Annotated in this window: 18 protein-coding genes; 6 read left to right on the forward strand and 12 right to left on the reverse strand. The window is 53.7% G+C overall.

Annotated features, from left to right (window positions below):
• The first annotated feature begins 105 nt into the window (after positions 1-105).
• Both ACYVHB_RS07755 and ACYVHB_RS07760 read left to right on the forward strand, forming a co-directional pair.
• The gene (locus ACYVHB_RS07755) at positions 106-1,737 is read left to right on the forward strand and encodes an amidohydrolase (protein ID WP_461051132.1); all 1,632 of its coding nucleotides are present in this window, start codon (positions 106-108) and stop codon (positions 1,735-1,737) included.
• 52 nt (positions 1,738-1,789) lie between these two features.
• Positions 1,790-3,061 (forward strand): replication-associated recombination protein A, encoded by a 1,272-nt coding sequence (locus ACYVHB_RS07760; protein WP_461051133.1) that lies wholly within the window; start codon positions 1,790-1,792, stop codon positions 3,059-3,061.
• Positions 3,062-3,069: 8 nt separating this feature from the next.
• Here ACYVHB_RS07760 and ACYVHB_RS07765 read toward each other — a convergent pair whose 3' ends face one another.
• From ACYVHB_RS07765 to ACYVHB_RS07785, 5 genes are all read right to left on the reverse strand, one after another.
• The gene (locus ACYVHB_RS07765; protein ID WP_461051134.1) at positions 3,070-4,224 is read right to left on the reverse strand and encodes an acyltransferase family protein; all 1,155 of its coding nucleotides are present in this window, start codon (positions 4,222-4,224) and stop codon (positions 3,070-3,072) included.
• A gap of 86 nt (positions 4,225-4,310) precedes the next feature.
• Positions 4,311-5,267, reverse strand: a complete 957-nt coding sequence (locus tag ACYVHB_RS07770; RefSeq protein ID WP_461051135.1) for a YihY/virulence factor BrkB family protein — start codon at positions 5,265-5,267, stop codon at positions 4,311-4,313.
• Positions 5,268-5,298: 31 nt separating this feature from the next.
• Positions 5,299-6,129 carry a monofunctional biosynthetic peptidoglycan transglycosylase gene (gene mtgA, locus ACYVHB_RS07775; RefSeq protein ID WP_461051136.1) on the reverse strand — a complete coding sequence of 277 codons (831 nt, stop codon included), beginning with the start codon at positions 6,127-6,129 and terminating at the stop codon, positions 5,299-5,301.
• Between the two features lie 126 nt (positions 6,130-6,255).
• On the reverse strand, positions 6,256-7,386 hold the full coding sequence (gene hemW, locus ACYVHB_RS07780; protein WP_461051137.1) for a radical SAM family heme chaperone HemW: 1,131 nt from the start codon (positions 7,384-7,386) through the stop codon (positions 6,256-6,258).
• Between the two features lie 15 nt (positions 7,387-7,401).
• Entirely contained in the window at positions 7,402-7,857 is a 456-nt protein-coding gene (locus ACYVHB_RS07785) for a GNAT family N-acetyltransferase (protein ID WP_461051138.1), read from the reverse strand.
• 56 nt (positions 7,858-7,913) lie between these two features.
• Between ACYVHB_RS07785 and ACYVHB_RS07790 the strand changes: the two genes are divergently transcribed.
• The 3 genes from ACYVHB_RS07790 to ACYVHB_RS07800 all read left to right on the forward strand — a co-directional run bounded on the left by ACYVHB_RS07790 (position 7,914) and on the right by ACYVHB_RS07800 (position 10,746).
• Positions 7,914-9,287 carry a hypothetical protein gene (locus ACYVHB_RS07790; RefSeq protein WP_461051139.1) on the forward strand — a complete coding sequence of 458 codons (1,374 nt, stop codon included), beginning with the start codon at positions 7,914-7,916 and terminating at the stop codon, positions 9,285-9,287.
• A 220-nt stretch (positions 9,288-9,507) separates the two neighbouring features.
• Entirely contained in the window at positions 9,508-10,335 is an 828-nt protein-coding gene (locus ACYVHB_RS07795) for a DUF4198 domain-containing protein (RefSeq protein WP_461051140.1), read from the forward strand.
• Positions 10,336-10,347: 12 nt separating this feature from the next.
• Positions 10,348-10,746, forward strand: coding sequence for a DoxX family protein (locus tag ACYVHB_RS07800; protein WP_461051141.1), 399 nt, complete (start codon positions 10,348-10,350; stop codon positions 10,744-10,746).
• A gap of 52 nt (positions 10,747-10,798) precedes the next feature.
• Here ACYVHB_RS07800 and ACYVHB_RS07805 read toward each other — a convergent pair whose 3' ends face one another.
• The 5 genes from ACYVHB_RS07805 to ACYVHB_RS07825 all read right to left on the reverse strand — a co-directional run bounded on the left by ACYVHB_RS07805 (position 10,799) and on the right by ACYVHB_RS07825 (position 13,443).
• A complete protein-coding gene (locus tag ACYVHB_RS07805; RefSeq protein ID WP_461051142.1) occupies positions 10,799-11,605 on the reverse strand; it encodes a PhzF family phenazine biosynthesis protein in 807 nt (268 codons plus the stop codon).
• 5 nt (positions 11,606-11,610) lie between these two features.
• Entirely contained in the window at positions 11,611-12,291 is a 681-nt protein-coding gene (gene hxpB / locus ACYVHB_RS07810; RefSeq protein WP_461051143.1) for a hexitol phosphatase HxpB, read from the reverse strand.
• A gap of 109 nt (positions 12,292-12,400) precedes the next feature.
• On the reverse strand, positions 12,401-12,688 hold the full coding sequence (locus tag ACYVHB_RS07815; protein ID WP_461051144.1) for a YciI family protein: 288 nt from the start codon (positions 12,686-12,688) through the stop codon (positions 12,401-12,403).
• A gap of 21 nt (positions 12,689-12,709) precedes the next feature.
• On the reverse strand, positions 12,710-13,099 hold the full coding sequence (locus tag ACYVHB_RS07820) for a HEPN domain-containing protein (RefSeq protein ID WP_461051145.1): 390 nt from the start codon (positions 13,097-13,099) through the stop codon (positions 12,710-12,712).
• A complete protein-coding gene (locus tag ACYVHB_RS07825; RefSeq protein WP_461051146.1) occupies positions 13,096-13,443 on the reverse strand; it encodes a nucleotidyltransferase domain-containing protein in 348 nt (115 codons plus the stop codon). The genes ACYVHB_RS07820 and ACYVHB_RS07825 overlap by 4 nt, the downstream gene beginning before the upstream one ends.
• 74 nt (positions 13,444-13,517) lie before the next feature.
• On the opposite strand from ACYVHB_RS07825, the gene ACYVHB_RS07830 reads away from it, so the two are divergent.
• Entirely contained in the window at positions 13,518-15,995 is a 2,478-nt protein-coding gene (locus ACYVHB_RS07830) for a S9 family peptidase (RefSeq protein WP_461051147.1), read from the forward strand.
• 143 nt (positions 15,996-16,138) lie between these two features.
• Here the strand turns inward: ACYVHB_RS07830 and ACYVHB_RS07835 are convergent, their stop codons facing one another.
• Both ACYVHB_RS07835 and ACYVHB_RS07840 read right to left on the reverse strand, forming a co-directional pair.
• Positions 16,139-18,430: a T9SS type A sorting domain-containing protein gene (locus tag ACYVHB_RS07835; protein ID WP_461051148.1), complete on the reverse strand. Its 2,292-nt coding sequence runs from the start codon at positions 18,428-18,430 to the stop codon at positions 16,139-16,141.
• 138 nt (positions 18,431-18,568) lie between these two features.
• Complete coding sequence (locus tag ACYVHB_RS07840) at positions 18,569-19,063, reverse strand: hypothetical protein (protein ID WP_080241076.1); 495 nt, start codon at positions 19,061-19,063, stop codon at positions 18,569-18,571.
• Positions 19,064-19,370 lie beyond the last annotated feature (307 nt).

The raw sequence follows: 19,370 nt of genomic DNA on the forward strand, positions 1-19,370 counted from the left end.
TCAGACATTAACGACGACTACTGGGTCAAATTTACGAGAATATGCCATTGTTCGGCGGGCATGGCAACTTTCGCTTAACTTGCGGACTTACTTTGCCCATCACCTATGAAATACGTTTTCCTGTTCATTTCTACCCTGGCTATTACGCTATCGGCCTGCTCATCGAAGAAAAAGGCCGATCTTCTCGTTACCAATGCCCGCATCTACACGGCCGATTCGAGTTTTTCTACTGCCGACGCTTTTGTTATCAAAGATGGTGCGTTCCTGGCCGTTGGCTCAGCCAGTAGCCTCACCAGCGAGTACGACGCCGACAGCACCGCAGATTTGGGTGGGCAACCCGTTTATCCCGGTTTCTACGACCCCCACGCCCACTTTCTGGGATTGGGCCAAGTGCTTAGCCAGGCCGATCTGGTTGGGGCCGAATCCTACGACGACGTCATTGCACGACTGCAAACGTTTTATCGAAAGAATCCGCAGGTAACGTGGCTCACGGGCCGGGGGTGGGATCAGAATGATTGGATTGACCAGGAATTTCCAACGAAAGAAAAATTAGACGCGGCCTTCCCGAACGTACCCGTTGCCCTGACGCGGGTCGATGGGCACGCGCTTTTGGTCAATTCAAAAGCGCTCCGGCTGGCGCAGGTAACGGCCACCTCAAAAGTAGCCGGGGGTGAAGTGGTGCTGGCGAATGCCCAACCAACCGGTGTGCTGGTCGACAATGCCATGCAACTCGTTAAGCGGGTGCTGCCCCGGCCCGACAACGCCGACAAAACCCGGATGCTGCTGGCGGCTCAGCAAGCCTGTGTTTCGCTGGGCCTGACAACCGTGTCGGACGCGGGCATCAGCCCCGACGAGATCAACCTGATCGACAGTTTGCAGAAGAGTGGCAAACTGAAAATCCGCGATTACGCGATGGTCAGTCTCGGCGAACCAAACATGAATTACTTTCTGAAACGCGGTCCGTTCCAAACCGACCGGCTGACGGTGCGCTCGTTTAAACTTTATGCCGACGGCGCACTCGGCTCGCGCGGAGCCTGTTTGCGTCAGCCTTACGCCGACCGGCGCGAAACGGGTGGCTTTCTCCTGCTCAGCCCTGCCGAGTTAGAGCGTGTTACGAAATTACTCTATGCGTCTAACTTTCAGGCCAATACGCACTGCATCGGCGACTCGGCCAACCACCTCATGCTGGAGTTGTACGGCAAGTTGCTGAAGAAGTCCAACAACCGGCGGTGGCGCATCGAGCACGCACAGGTCGTTTCGCGGGACGATGTCTGGAAATTTGGCCGATACTCAATTATTCCGTCGGTACAGCCCACCCACGCGACTTCGGACATGTACTGGGCCACCGAACGCCTGGGGACAATTCGGGTGAAGGGCGCGTATGCGTTCAACGACCTGATGAAGCAAAACAGGTTGATTGCGTTTGGCAGCGACTTTCCGGTAGAGGCTCCCAATCCGCTATTTGGTTTTCATTCGGCCGTAGCGCGTCAGGATGCCAAAAACTTCCCGGCCGGTGGTTACCAGATGGAGAACGCCGTTGACCGAAAGTCGGCCCTGCTGGCCATGACGCGCTGGGCCGCCTACGCCAATTTTGAAGAGCAATTACGCGGTAGTATCGCCCCCGGCAAACAGGCTGATTTCGTCATACTCGACCGCGACATTATGACCGTGCCGAACGCGCAACTACGGCAGACAGTCGTTCGGCAAACGTGGATTGGTGGTGAGCGGGTTTATTGAAACGATTCGTGATTCCAACGCTAAAGCGGTGGACTGATAAAGGTTGCTATACATGACTACTGACTCAACGCCCCTTCCCGAGCGGGTTCGTCCCCGCACCCTCGATGAGGTAATCGGCCAGCGTAAACTGATTGGTCCCAACGGGGGATTGCGCCGGGCGGTGGAGGCCGGACGATTACCTTCCATGATTTTGTGGGGACCACCGGGCGTTGGAAAAACCACACTGGCGCTGCTACTGGCCGAAGCCGTCAAACGGCCGTTTGTGGCCCTGAGCGCCATCAATTCGGGCGTCAAAGAAATTCGCGACGTGCTGAGCCGACCCAGCGGATTTTTTCCGCCAGTGGTATTCATCGACGAGATTCACCGGTTTAATAAAGGCCAGCAGGATGCGCTGCTCGGTGCGGTCGAAAAAGGCCAGATCACCCTCATCGGCGCAACCACCGAAAACCCATCATTCGAGGTAAACGGCGCCCTGTTGTCACGTTCGCAGGTCTACATTCTGGAACCCCTTAGCCGCGAGGAACTCATTCAGGTTGTGGACCGGGCCATTGCGCAGGATGCGTTTCTACGGTCGAAGCAGATTACCGTTGAGTCATACGACGCCCTGCTGCGGCTGTCGGGGGGCGACGGACGCAAATTACTGAATCTGTTAGAGTTGGTAGCTTCGGCGCACGTATCGGCGGAGTCACTGGTTATCACCGACGACAACGTAACGGCGGTGGCCCAGCAGAACATTGCCCGCTACGACAAATCGGGTGAACAGCATTACGACATTATTTCGGCGTTTATAAAATCGCTGCGCGGCTCCGACCCCAATGCGGCTCTGTACTGGATGGCCCGGATGATTGTGGCGGGCGAAGACCCGGTGTTCATTGCCCGGCGGATGCTGATTATGGCGTCGGAAGACATTGGCAATGCCAACCCAACCGCCCTGATTATGGCTTCTGAAGCGGTGCAGGCCCTTCGCGTCATCGGTATGCCCGAAGGCCGTATTATTCTGAGCCAGGTGGCGGTGTACTTAGCCACCTCGCCCAAGAGCAATGCGAGTTACGTAGCCATTGACGACGCCATTGCATTAGCCGAACAAACGGCGCATCTGCCCGTGCCACTCCATCTGCGCAACGCCCCCACGAAGCTAATGAAGCAGATTGGCTACGGCAAAGATTACCAGTATGCCCACGCGCACGAGGGCAACTTTGCCCGGCAAAACTTCCTGCCCGACGACCTGAAGGGTCATAAACTCTACGAACCCGGCCACAATGCCCGCGAACAGGAAATCCGGCGTAGCTTATCAACGTGGTGGGGCGAGTGGTACGGGTATTGAGCGCTAAATCACGAAGGGTAGCTGGGTACAGCCTTAACAGAACGGCTTGACTTTAAGCCGAATAGCAGCCTAAACAAAACAATTCTACGAATCACAAACTCGTACAGAAGAACGGTACACAAGAAGGTGCCTCCTACAATAATGATGTATTTTAAACCAATGCTGACCGGCCATTGAATAATGTAATACCCAATTCCGATGAGGACCGTTTGGTGCAAAATATAAAAGGGATAAACCGCTTCGTTCGTGTATTGCAGAAAGGCGTTGCCTTTCCGTAAATAGTGACGTGCGAAGCCAATAAAACACAGAGGCCAGCACCAAATATTCAAGCATTTAAAGAAACAAAAAAGCAGCCAGCCAGCAGTTGTCGTTTCCAGAAACCCTTCTCCGGGTGCGTGCCAACCCCAGTAAATTGCCCCGAAAGCAATAACGCCACAAGCGAAGTACCCCCATCGGTTCTTCTCAATCTGGGGCCAAACTTGTTCATAAATCGACAAGAAAAAACCGTAGATCAGGCAGAGACTGTAGAACGTGAAATTGTACCAGTCAGCCACCAAATTACGAGTATCCGGCCAGGCGTTACGCAGTAGCAATTCGGTTAGCAGCAGGGGCAGGGTGAGCCATAATAAGCCGTAATTAGCCGTGAAAAGAGATACTACTTTCAACCTGTTTCCGCCTTGACGCAGCCACAGAAATAGTGGCAATAGCAACAGCGAGTAAGCAAGCAAATACACCACAAACCAGAGGTGATTCCAAGTAAAATTACCTGATTTGAAAAAATCGGGATAAAAAGACCAGTACGAAGGATAGTTAATGCCGTGGTTAAGTCGTTCGAAATAGACCTGGGGTGGAATAACCAGCACGATACCGGCGACCAACGGGATCAGCAGTCGACGTATCCGATCTCGTACGTATACGACCGATGAGCGTCGGCTGAGCGCAAAGCGGGTACCGACACCTGAAATGAAGAACAATAGAGGTAGCCGCCATTGGTTGACGAACAACATAGGCAACTTAAAATCCTCCGTAAGCTGCTGGTTCTGAATGTGAAAGCCCCAATCCACAAAAATTAGTCCAGCATGGTACGGAATTAATAAACCGAACGCTAACACTCGAAGCCAGTCTAAGTAATAAAGTCGGCTCGTGGGGGCAACAGTGGGCATGTCGGAGAGATTTACAGGAGAAAATACAATAGACTCATATTATTGGAAAGTGTTGCACGTACCGTTTAGTAGTCTCTTCGGCCTGTTCATCGGTTTCCGTTTAGTTTTTCCTGGGTTGGTATCACCGCTACGTCCCGTTCGCGCTCGATCTGTTCGACGTACACGGCATAATCAGCTGGTTCAATTTTGACACCGAAATGATTGGCGTAGGCCTGGGTAAACTCAGCGCCAAAATACAGAATGGCCGCCGTGTAGTAAATCCAGACCAGAATAACGATCAGCGAACCGGCGGCTCCGTAAGCGGTGGTTGTTGTTTCGACGTACAAGCCGATCAGGTAGCGGCCCAGCATGAACAGCAAGGCCGTGAAGAGCGCACCCCAGCGCACAACCCGCCAGGCAATTTTAGCGTCAGGCAGGACTTTGAAAATAATGGCGAATAAGACGGTAACCACCGCCGTGCTCACCATAAAATTGAACCCACTGATGAGCAAAATGCCGAATTTGGGAATATAGCGCGTCAGCATGTCACTCAGCGCCAGCACCAAGCCGTTGACAATGAACGACACTAACAGCAGAAACCCAAGACTGACCACCAATGAAGACGACAGTAGCCGGTCTTTGAGCAGTTTCAGCCAGCCTCGTTTTGGTTTCGCCTTAACGCGCCAGATCAGGTTGACCGAATCCTGAATTTCGACAAAAATCGTGGTAGCACCAATCACCAGCGTCACCACACCAACCACCAAAGCCGTGCTGGTTTTGCCCGACAGTTCCACGGCTTTAATCATGTCCTGAATCTGTTTGGCAGCCTGATTACCCACCAGCCCATTGATTTGCGAAAAGACTCGCCCCTGAATAGCTTCCTGCCCCAGAAAAATACTAATCAGCGACATCACCAGCACCAGCAATGGAGCCAGCGAAAAAACGGTGTAATACGCCAGAGCCGCGCTTAATTTCAAACATCGGTCGTCAATAAACCCGTTGTACGAGTCTCGCAATAATATCCAGACATTGACGAAAAATCGCTTGATTGGCTGAGCGTTCATGGACGGGTGGAATTCAGGTCAGGTTATGCTACTAAAGATTTCGAATGTACCGCTGACCGCCCAATGCCCGCATCTGCCGGGAAATCTGACTCGTTCGGCGCTGAATGTAGTTTGACGGACGGCTGATAGAAAACTGGCGGGGATTGGGCAGCACGGCGGCAATGCGGGCCGCTTCACTACGGGTGAGCGAAGCGGCCGAGTGCCCGTGATACCGCATTGAGGCCGCTTCGACGCCAAACGTCATCGGGCCGGTCTCTGCCACGTTCAGGTACACTTCGAGAATGCGTTTTTTGCCCCAAATCAATTCGATCAGCGCCGTGAAATACACCTCTAACCCCTTACGAAGGTAGCTGCGGCCGTTCCACAAAAACACGTTTTTAGCTACCTGCTGCGAAATGGTACTGGCTCCGCGTGGCCGTTTCCGACGTTGGTTCTCCTTGATGGCATCCTGAATTTCGTCGAAGTCGAACCCCCAGTGCGTCGGAAATGCCTGATCTTCGGAGGCCACAACGGCCAGCGCAGCCTCCCGACTGATGTTGTCGTAAGGTCGCCATTTTTTGTAGATGTGGCCGCTCTCATTCGTACCAATCGTGTCCATCCAGCGCGAAACGATCAAAGGAGTTACCCAAACGGGCACGTATTTCAGCACGATGACGTAACCGAGAGACCCGAAAAAAAGCCAGAGAAACGCCTTGACACAGAACCAGTAACCCCGCTCCAGCAGGGGCCGCTCCCGAATGAACCGGCGGGCTTTTTGCCAGCGTCCTGACTTCTGCAGCCGGTGCGTCGACGCGTGTGAAGCTTTGGGGCGGGGTTGGGGAGTTACGTTGCGTAACGAATTACCGGGACGTTGCGGATTCATAAAATGGGGCTGCTGCGCGAAAATGAGGATTTTTACCGTAGCCTGAATGGCCTGTTAACCTTTTTATTAACGCCCGCCGGAGAAATCGTCGGTCCTGACCGCAAAACACCGACCATTCCACCCGCTCTACTCCACAAATAACGTCGCAGCCACCCGGTCGGCAAAGAGTTTGCCAGACTCGGTCAACCGCAGCCGGTCATTATCCCGTACCAACCAGCCCGATGCGTACAGCGTCATTAAATCACGAGCCTGAATCTGGGTGAAGTCAGCGCCAAGCAACGTGTTCAATTCGCCAACCGAGCAACCCCATTGCGTCCGTAGCCCCGTTAGCAGGTACTCGTTTACCTGGTCAGCAGTGGTTAGTTGTTCAACCGTCGCGGGTAACACCCCCCGCTCGATTTCAGCGATATAACGTGCATTGTTAGCGATGTTGTATTGCCGACTGTGATCCGTATACGAGTGGGCACTCGGACCGATGCCGAGGTACGGCCGTCGTTGCCAGTAGGCTGTGTTGTGCCGGGCATACCGACCCGGTTGGGCAAAGTTGGAGATTTCGTAGTGCTCGTAGTTAGCGCCGGTGAGTGCTTCTGTTAATTCTTCAAACTGTTTGGCTGCCAGTTCGTCGTCGGCAGGGGACAATTTGCCGGTTTTCTCCCAGCGTCCGAAAGCCGTATCGGGTTCAATCGTAAGCGCATAAGCCGACAGGTGCGGCACGTTGAGGGCGAGCACTTTTTGCAAATCGGCCGTCCAGAGCGATTCAAGGCGATTCGGGATACCATAAATTAAATCCACGCTTAAGTTATCGAAACTCGCTTCCCGCGCCAGCCGGACGCATGTTTCAGCTTCGGTGGCGGTGTGGGCGCGGTTCATCCAGCGGAGGGTGGCCTCGTCAAACGTTTGAATACCAATGCTCAACCGGTTAACGTACCGGCGCAGCATCGTCAGTTTCTCGGGTGTTAGATCGTCAGGATTAGCTTCGAGCGTGATTTCGGCCGGTTCGCCGTCGGGCAATACAGTGAAGTGAGCATGAATGGTATCGAGAATCTGCCCTAACTCCGATTCCGTCAGCAGCGACGGCGTACCGCCCCCAAAGTAAATTGTCTCCAGCGCGTTGGTGGGCAAGTAGTCTTTTTGGAGCGCAATCTCGGCGCAAAGAGCATCAACCAGCGCTGATTTTCGGCTCAGGTTGGTACTGAAATGAAAATCGCAGTAGTGGCAGGCCTGCTTACAAAAAGGGATGTGAATGTAGAGATGCATACATCCACAACACCATTAGACTAATTTTTTCTCCAAGACAATGGTCAGGCCCCGCTTTCCCTGTAAAGTACCAACGATGTCGAAACCCGCCCGAATGTTCAACACGAGCATATCGCGCCATTTATTATAGGTTTGCGTACGAATAGTATGATAACCGTTCTGCCAACACCAGTCGTGCTGCTGACGCATGAGTTCAGACGCGATACCCTGCCCCCGGTACGCTGGGTCGACGCAGCCGAGCCAACTGTAAAAATGACCGGGCTTTCGTTCATAACCGAGTTTGCAGCCAATGACCCGTTCATTGTCAAGCGCCAGCAGGGTTAGCATGGGTGCCTGATGGCAGTGGTAGTCGAGGTCAGCTATGAGTTCGTCGCGGGACTGGTTGTTAAATACGGTAATTAACAGGTCGAGGAGCGACGTTAGCAGGGCCCCTGTAGGCAGGCCATTGTGCGGTTGATACTGAAGATTCATAGGGCAAAAAAGGGGCAAAACCGTTATTTTGCAACACGGTTTTAACAATAGATTGTATGACGGCTCCTGAAACAGATTTATCCGAAACGCCCATAGTTGAATCGGACGCGCAGGTAAAACTCCGCGAATTGACCAATCAGAGTTGGAATCTGGAACTGTTTATCTCGGGCGCAGCGCTGTTTGCTACCCTCACTCTGGCCGACGGTCTCGACGATGCACTGATGTATTACCGTTACAACCTGATGCCCGACGAGAGTGGCATTCACGATATAATACCCACGCAAATCGTTAGTTTGTGCAAAGCAGCCTGCTACGTGTTGTTCGGAGCATTCCTGGCCAACTTCGTCATGCGGGCCTTCTGGGTGTCATTAGTCGGTCTGCTGGCTGCGTACCCCGGCGGCATCCGCTACGACCAGATTGCCATGCTAAGCCAGTACGCCCGCGAACAGTACGCCCGTCGGCTGGGTTCGCTGGCCGACTATGTCATCCGGCTCGACCGGCGCTGCAACGTCATCTTTGCGCTGGCATCGGTAGTAGCGCTCATGTTTTTGGTCATCGCCATTGGGTCTGTCGTCCTGATTACCGTCGTAACGATGCTGCAATGGACTTTATCTTCGTCGACCTACGCAGCGTTCCTACATATTTTTCGGTATGTACTCATAGCGTTATATACCGTGTTTATGCTTTTTCTCATTTGCGCCAACATACCCGCCTGGCGTGACAATCCCCGCGTAGCATCTTTATACTTCCACCTCAGTAATGGCATCTACTGGCTCACACCGGGGGTTGGCAAGGCTACTCAGTACATCACGTACACCTTTCTGAGCAACATTTCTAAAAAAACACTCTACCGACGGCTGGGAGCTGTCTTCGCTCTGTTTATGGTGGTCGAAATCGTGACGATGCTTATTGACGTTAACCGCGTTCGGGGTTCCCAATTGTTTGACAGTCGCTCCTTTATGAGCTTAAACGCGGGCGGCAGCGTGGTTGAGTCAACGGCTTACGACAACTTACGTCCCGAAGCAGTTTTGGCGAACCAGGCGACCATTCAGGCCGATGTCATCCGCGAACCCTACGTGCGGCTGTTTGTTGCCTACCCGAAATTGCTGGATGAAGAATTGACCAAACGATTTAAGGAACCACTTTGGCCCGATAGTTTAAAGCGGAAGGAACGGCGTGAACAACGAGCGACTTGGCGTATTGGGGCACTTAACCGCTATTTTCAGGTGCTCATCAACGACTCGCTGTATGCCGATCCGGGCTTTCTGTTCACCGAGCGGCCGGATAACGACCAGCGCGGTATAACCACCGTGCTGTTACCGACGAATATGAAATTGGGGAGAAACACGCTTGAAGTAACCATACCCGACTCGGGCAGTACGGTTCAATCGTATTGCAAGATTCCGTTTTGGTACGTGCCGGAGCAGTAAATCAACGGTCCGGGCATTTCTTGCAGCGTTTGCCCTTTTTGTACTTCTTGCAGCAAGTTTTCAAAACGCACTCGTGACCAATAAACGGATTCGTCTGGCCGGGAGATTTTACTGAAACGGTATTGAACACTTCTTCTCTACGACCGAATTCGGTTTCCATTGTCTATGTGTTGTCCGACTGCAAAAGTAATGTTATTTAGATTTATTAAAAATAAGGATAATGAGAAAGTTTTTAGTAGCAGTTGGGTTGAGCATGGTCGTGAGCGTGGTGTTCGCGCATGAGTTCTGGCTACAGCCGAGCCAGTTTTTTGCCCGCGTTGGCGACAAAATCAACCTTCAGGTGCTGGTTGGAGAAGGATTTTTAGGTGAACGTTCCGAAGGCAAAAAGAACCGCATCATCCAGTACCGCCACCATACCGACGCTGCAGTCACTGATTTGTCTCCTACCCTGTCCGGCGACACCTACGGCGACGTGTCGGTGACCCTCACTACACCCGGTACGAACCTGTTCAGCTTTGCCAATACCCCCAAATCCCTAGCCATGAAAGCCGATAGCTTTCTGTTGTACCTCGAAGAGGATGGCCTCGACAACGTGATTGCGGCCCGCCAGCAACTGGGCGAAACCACTAAGCCCAGCCGTGAATTGTACCAGCGTTGCGTGAAAACCCTCGTGCAGGTCGGCAGCAAGCCGACCGGCACATTCGCCAAAAACACGGCTATGCCGCTGGAGATTATGGCGGTTGAGAATCCGTACGCAAAGCGCCCCGGCCAAACGGCCAATTTTCAAATTCTGTTCATGAACAAACCGCTGTCGGGTGCGCTGGTTCGCTACTGGAACCGCGCTGCCACTCACCAATCGGCCCAAACTGCGCCCGCCGACCAACCGCCCTACGAGGAAAAGCAACGTTCCGACGCGCAAGGCCGGGTCAGGTTCCGGCTGCGGGCGGGCCAGAACATGGTGAGTGTAGTGCGAATGATACCAGCGCAGGATACGGCGTCGGCCGATTGGCACAGCTATTGGGGCAGTCTCACGTTTGGCAACCGATAAACAATTCTTTCTATGAACACTCTCCGCCGTTTTCGCGACTACGCGCCGTTCATGCTCCGGCTATCGTTTGGCTTCCAGCTAATCTACTTTACACAGGACAATATTTTCAATTTCGAGAAAATGCAGGAGTTTGAGCGCTATTTAGCCAAACTCAATTTTCCAATTCCGCTCGTTATGGCCTTTCTGGCCGCTTATGCCGAGTTTATTGGTGGGATTCTGATGATTCTGGGCTGGCAGACCCGGTGGGCCGCTGCGGTACTGGCATTCAATTTCACCATAGCGGTTGTGTTCGGCCACGCCGTTATCAGCGACACCTACGCCAATTCGTACCCATCGTTGCACCTGCTCGCGATGAGCATTTTTCTGTTACTCAACGGACCCGGCAAGCCATCCATCGACGAAGGAGTTTAATGGATAATGTAAAATGAACAATCTGCTCGTGCCATTATTCATTTTACATTATTCATTGTCCATTAAGAATTTCGCCCTTCATGTACAACTGTACCTGCCCCGCAATATCGACCCGGTCACCATTGAGTTTGCATTTCAGGTAGCCGCCCCGCGCCGACACTTGCCGGGCCGTGAGTTCGGTTTTGCCGAGCTTTTCGGCCCAGTACGGCACCAAAGTCGTGTGGGCTGAACCCGTTACGGGGTCTTCGTCGATGCCCGACAGTGGACCAAAGAATCGCGATACGAAGTCAACTTCAGCATCGGCATTAGCCGGGGCGGTGACGATTATGCCCCGCGCCGGCACCGTGCTCATCTCCCGAAAATCCGGCGTCAGGGCTTCAATCTGTTCCTGGGTTTCGTACACCAGCATATAATCGGTTTTCCCCTTAAACACCATCAGTGGCTTCTCCCCTAAACTGGTCAGTAAGGCGGGCGGCTGCACATTGGGCCGTTGCACCACGTCGATTGGGAAGTCGAGCGTGAGCCAGCCATTTTCACCCCGGCAAACCTTCAGCAATCCACTGCGGGAGTCGAAAAAGATCTGGTCAGTGTCGGGTTTTTCTTCTAAGTAAAAAACAACATGGCCCGTTGCCAGCGTAGCATGGCCGCACAAGTCGACTTCAACCGTTGGCGTAAACCAGCGGATATGGTACTGAGCGGGGCCGTCGGTTTTGACGTAGAAAGCCGTTTCGGCGAGGTTGTTCTCGGCCGCAATCTGCTGCATTTGTTCGTCGGGGAGCCAGTCGGTCAGTGGCACAACGGCGGCCGGATTACCCGCAAAAAGCCGGTTGGTGAAGGCATCGAGTTGATAAAGGCGCATAGAGTTCAGAGCTGTGTGTTAAGACGTTGAAAAACGGTTTCGTTGAAGGCCGTCAGCGACGGTAGTTTAACAGCAGCAATGTCAAATTTAGGATTATTACGCTCAAATTCGGCTGGTACTGCTACGGTAGACATCCCGGCCGTGTGCGCCGAAAGAAGACCACTGCCCGAATCCTCGAACGCCACACAATTGGCGGGCAACACACCCAGCTTTCGGGCCGTACCCAAATAAACGTCCGGGGCGGGTTTGTTGCGGGCTTCCAGGGTGGCCGAATGCCAGAGCGTAAGCAGCGAACGAATGCCAATTCGATCAACGACCACCTCGATCAGGCTCATTGGCGAAGCCGACGCAATTGCCGTTGGCATGCCGCGCCGGGCGAAGAACTCAATAGCGGCCACTGCACCCGGCATCGGCTCGGCGAGGGAGGCAATCCGCTCGTGAACATTGTCCGTGATGGCATCCGCGAGTTGCCCATTGCTCCGTCCCGATGCGTCGGCCGTCGACCAGGGCCGCTGGGTATGCCAGTAATTAACTACGTCTAAAATGGGCATGCCCGTCGTTTGTTTGCACTCGTCGTCGGTCAGAATCAGGCCAACCGAACTAAAAACGACGCGTTCGGCGGCTCGCCAGTGGGGTTCAGAATCCACTAATAGGCCATCCATATCAAATATTGCTGCGTGTATCAAAGAGAGTCGTAGAAGTAGAGTTGTAAGTCGTAGAAGTCGTAAGGGTTTAAGAATACGTCGGTCACTTGCGACTACCTTGACTCTTACGACTTACGACTATTTTGCCTGTTTAAACCTCCGCCCGGCGGAAGGGCTTAACGTCAACTTTATCCCAAACGCCCTGTACAATGTAGGGGTCCGTGTTCAAATAATCCGCCAATTGTTCGTCGGTCTCCAGATCGAGCATCAGCATGGACCCAATCATCCGACCCTCGGAATCGAGCAGGGCACCACCGACTATAAACTGACCATCGGCTTTGAGTTGACGGACGTAGTCAAGGTGAGCGGGGCGGACTGCCATGCGCCGGTCGAGTGCATCGGCATCGGTGTGGTCGTAGGCGTGAATAACGTAGTTCATAGAATCGTGAAATAAACGGAATCAGGCAACGGGGTTTTGTTTGAAGTAGTCGATAGTAAGATTATAAAAAGTTCGGGCTTCGGTTAGTAGCAGTTGCGCCTGTTCTTCGGTTATGTACGTGTCCATGTCATAATCTGCCGACTGACGGGCTTCAAAATTACGCTCCATAATTTGACCGGCTTCCTTTCCAAACTTTCCTGTTTTAACAAACAATTCGTGAAACTTAACCCTGGCCCCTTCGTGCTTTTTTGTCGTTATACCTTCTGTTAGTAGTAGCGCACAGGCGCAGTAAAATATGGCGTAATAAGATCGATTGGCTAAAGCCAGAACCTGATTATGATCGAGCAATATGTCGGCCGCGTCGAGTGCGTCATCGGCATGATTCAAATATTTTTGAATTAACTCAATCATACCAGTAATCCCTCACGCCGGGCATTTTCATAAACCGGCATAAAGGAAGACGCGTATTTTCGAGCCGCTACGGGTAGTGGAGAAACTGCCTTGCCATAATCGAGTATTAGATTCATTGTCAACTCGCTCAATCGAAATCCTTCGGCAATCGTATTCACCTGTTCATCATTGAGCAACACCATCAGGTCAATATCGGATTCCTCGTCATAATCGCCACGGGCGTAGGAGCCGTAGAGCACCACGCCATGCAGCCGGTCGCCATACAGGGTTTGCAGGGCCGCTTTGAACTCGCGCACGATGGGTTCGATAGCCGGATTAATGGCTGAATTTAGCGTCGTTTCCATAGTCAAACGTAAGCGTTCCGGCGTTTTCTTCCTAATTTCCGCTATTTCCTGGTCACTACTTGCTTTGTTGTCTAATGAAATTGATTTTCTACTGGTCTTTCGCTTTCGTGTCGGCATCGCTGCTCGCCCAGCCCGCGCCAAAACCAACCGGCTCCGCGAGCCGCCCACCACTCACCGTCGAAACTATTATGCAGGACCCAAAAGTCTGGATTGGCACGTCGCCAACCAGCCCGTTTTGGTCCGACGATTCCCGAACGCTTTATTTCAACTGGAATCCGGACAAAGCTACCAGCGACTCACTTTACAAGGTGACGTTCACAACCGGCCGGAGCAAAACGCTCATCGCTTCTTCGCCAACCAAAGTTAGCCCAATCGAGCGCCGGGGGTTGCCAACCGCTCCCCTGGGGGCTTATAACCGGACCTACACGCAACGGCTGTTCGAGCGGCAGGGCGATTTGTTCCTGCTCGATGTTAAATCCGGTTCAACCCGTCAGTTGACGAACACAGTTGAGGCTGAAACCGATGTTGTCTTCTCCGGCGATGGACAACGGGCAGTCTTCCGGCGCAACGTGACCAACCTGTTCAGCATCGACCTGAGCACGGGTCAACTTACACAACTGACTGACTTCCGAACGGGAGAATCGCCACCAACGCCAAAAACCACCGACGAAGAGAAGTTTTTGAAACAGGACCAGTTGCGGCTATCGACTGTACTGAGCGAACGAAAAGCCAAAAAAGACGAAGGCGAACGCACCAGCAAAGCTGACCGCCCCCCGCATCCAAAAGCCGTTTATCTCAATGGCAGGCAGTTGACCACCCAGCAGGTTAGCCCCGACGGAACGTTTGTGACGTATCGACTGACTAAAAGCGCGGCCAATGCTAAACTGGCTCAGGTACCCAGCTACGTGACCGAGTCGGGCTACACGGAAGAGATTCCGGCCCGCACCAAAGTGGGCGCACCGCAAGCGACGCACGAGTTTTTCGTGTATAACGTTGGCCGCGACACGGTTTGGTCAGTTAACGTCAGGAGCATTCCGGGTATTTATGACCAGCCTGATTATTTGAAGACCACTGGTACGACCAAACCCGACACCGCGAAAAAAGCCCGCCCGGTCATTATTAACGGCCCGGTCTGGTCGGCCGATGGCAAGTTGTGCGTCGTCGTCGTGCGGTCGGTGGATTACAAAGACCGGTGGATCATGCGCTTAGACCCGAGTGCAGGCCCGGCCAGAACACCCAGACTAACCCTGCTCGACCGGCAGCACGACGACGCCTGGGTTGCCGGACCGGGCATTGGCTCAACGCTATCGACGGGCAACATGAGCTTTCTGGCCGATAATCAAACGCTCTGGTTCCAATCGGAAGCCGATGGCTATTCGCATATCTACACCGTTGATGTGCTGACGAACGAGAAAAAACAGTTGACAGCGGGCAAGTTTGAGGTACAGCAGGTGCAGCTATCAAAAGACAAAACGCACTTTTTCCTCCAAACCAATGAAGTTCATCCCGGCGAACAGCACTATTACCGGATGCCCATCACCGGTGGAGAACGCACGCGGCTAACGACCATGACCGGCGCCAACGACGTGACGCTTTCGCCCGACGAAACCCGAATGGCCATTCGCTATTCGTCCAGCAATCAACCGTGGGAGTTGTACGTAGCAGATGTGAGTCAACCGTCGCTGGTTGCCAGTAAAACCCGGTCGGTGCGGTCGGTGAGGACACAGACCGAGGACAAGGCAATCAAACTAACCAGTTCCCAAACCGACGCGTTTAAGGCCTATCTCTGGCGTGACCCAACGCTGGTAACCATTCCCGCCCGCGATGGTCAGACGATCTATGCCCGGCTGTACAGACCCGATACTCCTACCGGCAAAAGTGTGGTATTCGTCCACGGCGCGGGGTATTTACAGAACGCGCACAAGTGGTGGAGTCAGTACTTCCGCGAGTATATGTTTCATAATCTATTGGTCGACAAAGGCTACACCGTGCTCGACATCGACTACCGGGCCAGTGCGGGCTATGGTCGCGACTGGCGCACGGGCATCTACCGGTACATGGGCGGTAAAGATTTAGACGATCACATTGATGCGGCCAAATGGCTCGTTCAGACGCAGGGCGTCGACGCGAAGCGTATCGGTATCTACGGCGGTTCGTATGGGGGATTTATCACGCTGATGGCCATGTTCACGCAGCCGGATGTTTTCAAGGCCGGAGCCGCACTACGACCTGTAACGGACTGGGCGGCTTACAATCACCCCTACACGGTCAGCATCCTCAACGAACCCCAGTCCGACTCGGTGGCGTACCGCCGTTCGTCGCCCATCAACTTCGCCGAGGGGCTAAAAGGGCATTTGCTCATTTGCCACGGCATGGTCGACGTGAACGTTCACGTGCAGGACGCGATCCGGCTGTCGCAGCGGCTCATTGAACTCAAAAAGGAAAATTGGGAACTGGCGCTGTACCCCGTCGAAGATCACGGCTTCGTGGAACCAACGAGCTGGATGGACGAGTACAAACGGATTTTGAAGCTGTTTGAGGAGCGGTTGTGATGCAGACAAGCGCGTTTCAGAGCTATTCGTAATGACCGTGGCAGGAAAGTACATCGATAGTCTCGTCGGTTGCACGGTAAACCAGTTCTAAAGCTGTTTGACCGGTCAACCCTGTAAGGTCTCAAAGACCTTGCAGGGTTAGATCACTCCACCACGACCCGGCTCATCACCCGCCGGTCCCCGGCATCGGCTTTGAGCAGATACGTACCAGCCGGGAGATCTGCCAATGGCCACTCAGCCGACTTTTTGCCCGTGAAGGCCGGTAGCTGATACTGCCGCACCGCCCGGCCCGATGCGTCGAGCAAGCCAATGCCCACCGCCAACCGCTCCGCCTGTTCGATCTCCACCCGCAGCCGATTCCGAACCGGATTTGGCACAACCCGCACCGAGAAAGTCGTTACGGGTTCGTTCAGGGCCGTCAGAATAAAGTCGATGGCGTTCGATGGGGGCGATAAGCAGCCGTTATCGGTAATAATAATGTAGTACTGGCCACTGGCAAAGGGCGCCAGCGTGGGCTGAGTTGCGTTGGCAACGGCCCTGGCGGAGTCGCTGCCCGTGCGGACGTACCACTGAATACCCGTGGTGTAGAAATCGGCCAGCAGCGTCCCGCCCGACTGCGTGATGGTGGGTTTGAACGGCGTCTGATTTTGCGCCTTCATCGACACAAATGCGGTGGCCGTGGTGCAGCGGTTGCTATCCACGACGCTCACCGTATAGGTGCCCTCGGACAGGCCAGTTTGTGTCGCCGTGAAGCTTCTGAGGGTATCCCGGCGTTCCGTCATCCAGTAATAGGTGAAGGGCTTTGTGCCGCCCGCCACCTGCACGGTCGCTCCGCCATTCGTACCCCCCGTGCAGGAAACATTTTTGATCATCCCATTCGAGAGTGTCATGGCCGATGCATCCGTCACAGAAACCGCAATGGAATCGGTACAACCCACTTCATCGATCACCCGGAACCGGTAGGTATTGGGACGAAGATCGGCAATCTGGCTGGCGGGCTGGTAAGGTTGCCCGGCTACCTGAAACTGGCGGATAACACCCGTGCCGCCCGTGCTTGTCAACTGCACCGCCCCCGTTGGGCACACGCAGCAGGCCGCCGGTACAACGGCGGCTTTCACCACCAGCGGCTCCGACTTAACTACCGTAGTTGAACTAACGCTCGTGCAGCCGTTCGCATCCGTGCCAACAATGGTATACTCACCAACGCCGACACCCGTAAATACGTTACTGGCCTGAGGAGGTCTGCCCGATGCTAATTGATAGGTCACCACGCCCGTGCCCCCGGCAGGCGTCAGTGTAATGGTACCGCTGTTGGGGCCGAAACAATTGACCGGCTTAACGGTAGATAGCACATTGAGCGGGGCGGGCTGATCCACAATAACGCTGGCTTTCCCCTGGCATCCGTTGGCATCCTGCACGGTTATTTCATAGGTGCTGGCCGCCAAACCCGTAAACAACGTACCCGCTTGCAGTGGGGCCGTGCCAATCTGATATTGATAAGGACCTTTGCCGCCTTCGACCGATAAACTAATACTGCCGTCGGACGCTCCTGCGCACCGGGCCGGGCGGATAGCCGGTTTGATAGCAAAGGGTGTTGGTGCGCCAATTTCGACCGGCTTTCGCAGCACACAGCCTTGTTTGTCTACCACCAATAATGAATAGGCCGTGTTGGCTTTCAGGTCGAAAAACGTGCCACCTGCCTGAAGTGGACCCTCGTTCAACGAATACCGATAGTCACCCGCACCACCCGACCCCACGGCAATCAATCCACCGTCGGCACCGCCAACGCACTTGGCTCCCACGGCCGTGACGGTAACGTTCACCGGAAGTGGTTCTTTAACCTCGGCAGTAACCCGCGACACGCAGCCCACCGCGTCACGCACCGCAACCGGATACGTTCCGGCCTTCAGGCCGACCAGGGAATTCCCCGCCTGAAATGCCTGCTCATTGAACTGGAACTGGAGTGCGCCGGTGCCACCGCTGGCCCCGATGGTAATCTGGCCGTCGCTCCGTCCCGAACAGGAAACTGGAACCAACTGCGTATTGATGGCAATAGACGGACGAACCGACACCGTGGCGGTAGCCGTCGTTGTGGTAACCGTGCCGACACCAGTGCCGGTAGCGGGCGGTGTTGTTATTGAGCAGGTAGCGGTGTAGGTTGTCGTTTGACCCGGTGCAACAACAATGCTGCTGCCCGTCTGGGCGGTTGACCAGCGAACGATTCCGGTGGCCTCGCAGCCCGAAGCCGTCAGGGTGGTGCTGGTTCCGGCGCAGATTAGGGCCGAACTAACCGAAACCGACAGTACGGCGGGTGCGTTGGCCGGGGTGGTATCGTCGGCGTGGGCTGACCCATTAGCTAACAACAGACTGACAAAGGCAACTACCTGACCGCAGTGGAGAAGAGTTGAAAGAACAAAGCGTAAAGCAAGCCTCATAAGCACTCAGAAAAATTAGTCTAAAGTTTTAAGTGTTTGCGGCTTAACAGCTTAATTGCATGTACACCGCTCCGGCGGCCCGGTCAAAACTAAATACGCTTCAATACTTAAGCAGTCAAGCAGAATTTGCTTAGACACTCAGTAAAACAGGCCCCAGTCGTCGGGAGCATCATTGTCTTTGTCGAAGTTATTGACCCACTCCACAAACAGCAGGCGAAACTGCTCAATTTCTTCGCGCAGCACGTTCAGATAAGCCGTTTGAGCCAGTTTTTCGGCTTTGCAGTAGGATGTCTGAGCCAGCAGTTCGCGGGCGTGCATTTTGATGATGACGGCATTTTCCATGCGCAGCGTGTAGAGATCGCCCCCTTCAGCGCCAACGATTTTAGGAGCCAGCATCATGGCATTGGCCAGCATCTGCTCGTGCATCATCAGCACGTCTTCCTCTTTATTAATGGTCTCGACAATCGCTTGCGTCAGTTCCATAAGCTCATTAGCTTTGCGCAGAATGGGCAGGTTCTTGATCCGCCGATTCTCCGCTTCCATCTCAGCACGAGCCTCCTGGGGATCGTAATCCTCGTCGAAACCGTCCCAGTCCATGAAGTTATCGTCGTCGTCCTCGTCGTCAAAGTTCATTGCGCATTGGCGAAGGGGTTGAGCACCTTCTTATGGACAAAGTAAACCAAAGGAATACCAAAAACAAACGGTTATCGCCGAAATCTCCCCATTGCCCTACCAAACCGGGCAGCAGCAGGCTCGTAGCTGACGACCTATTCTGGATCAATGCGTTCTTCAATCCTCACTGATTTATTTATGCCAGATCCGCAAAAATGAACAGTACTGTGGTTGATAAGGTTTTGTTTACCTAATTTAGTAACTAATTACACCTAAAACACCGTTATTTAGTGTCATATAGTGATTTGTTTTAATAGCTTTATCTGCT

This window comes from Spirosoma arcticum (assembly GCF_054779955.1).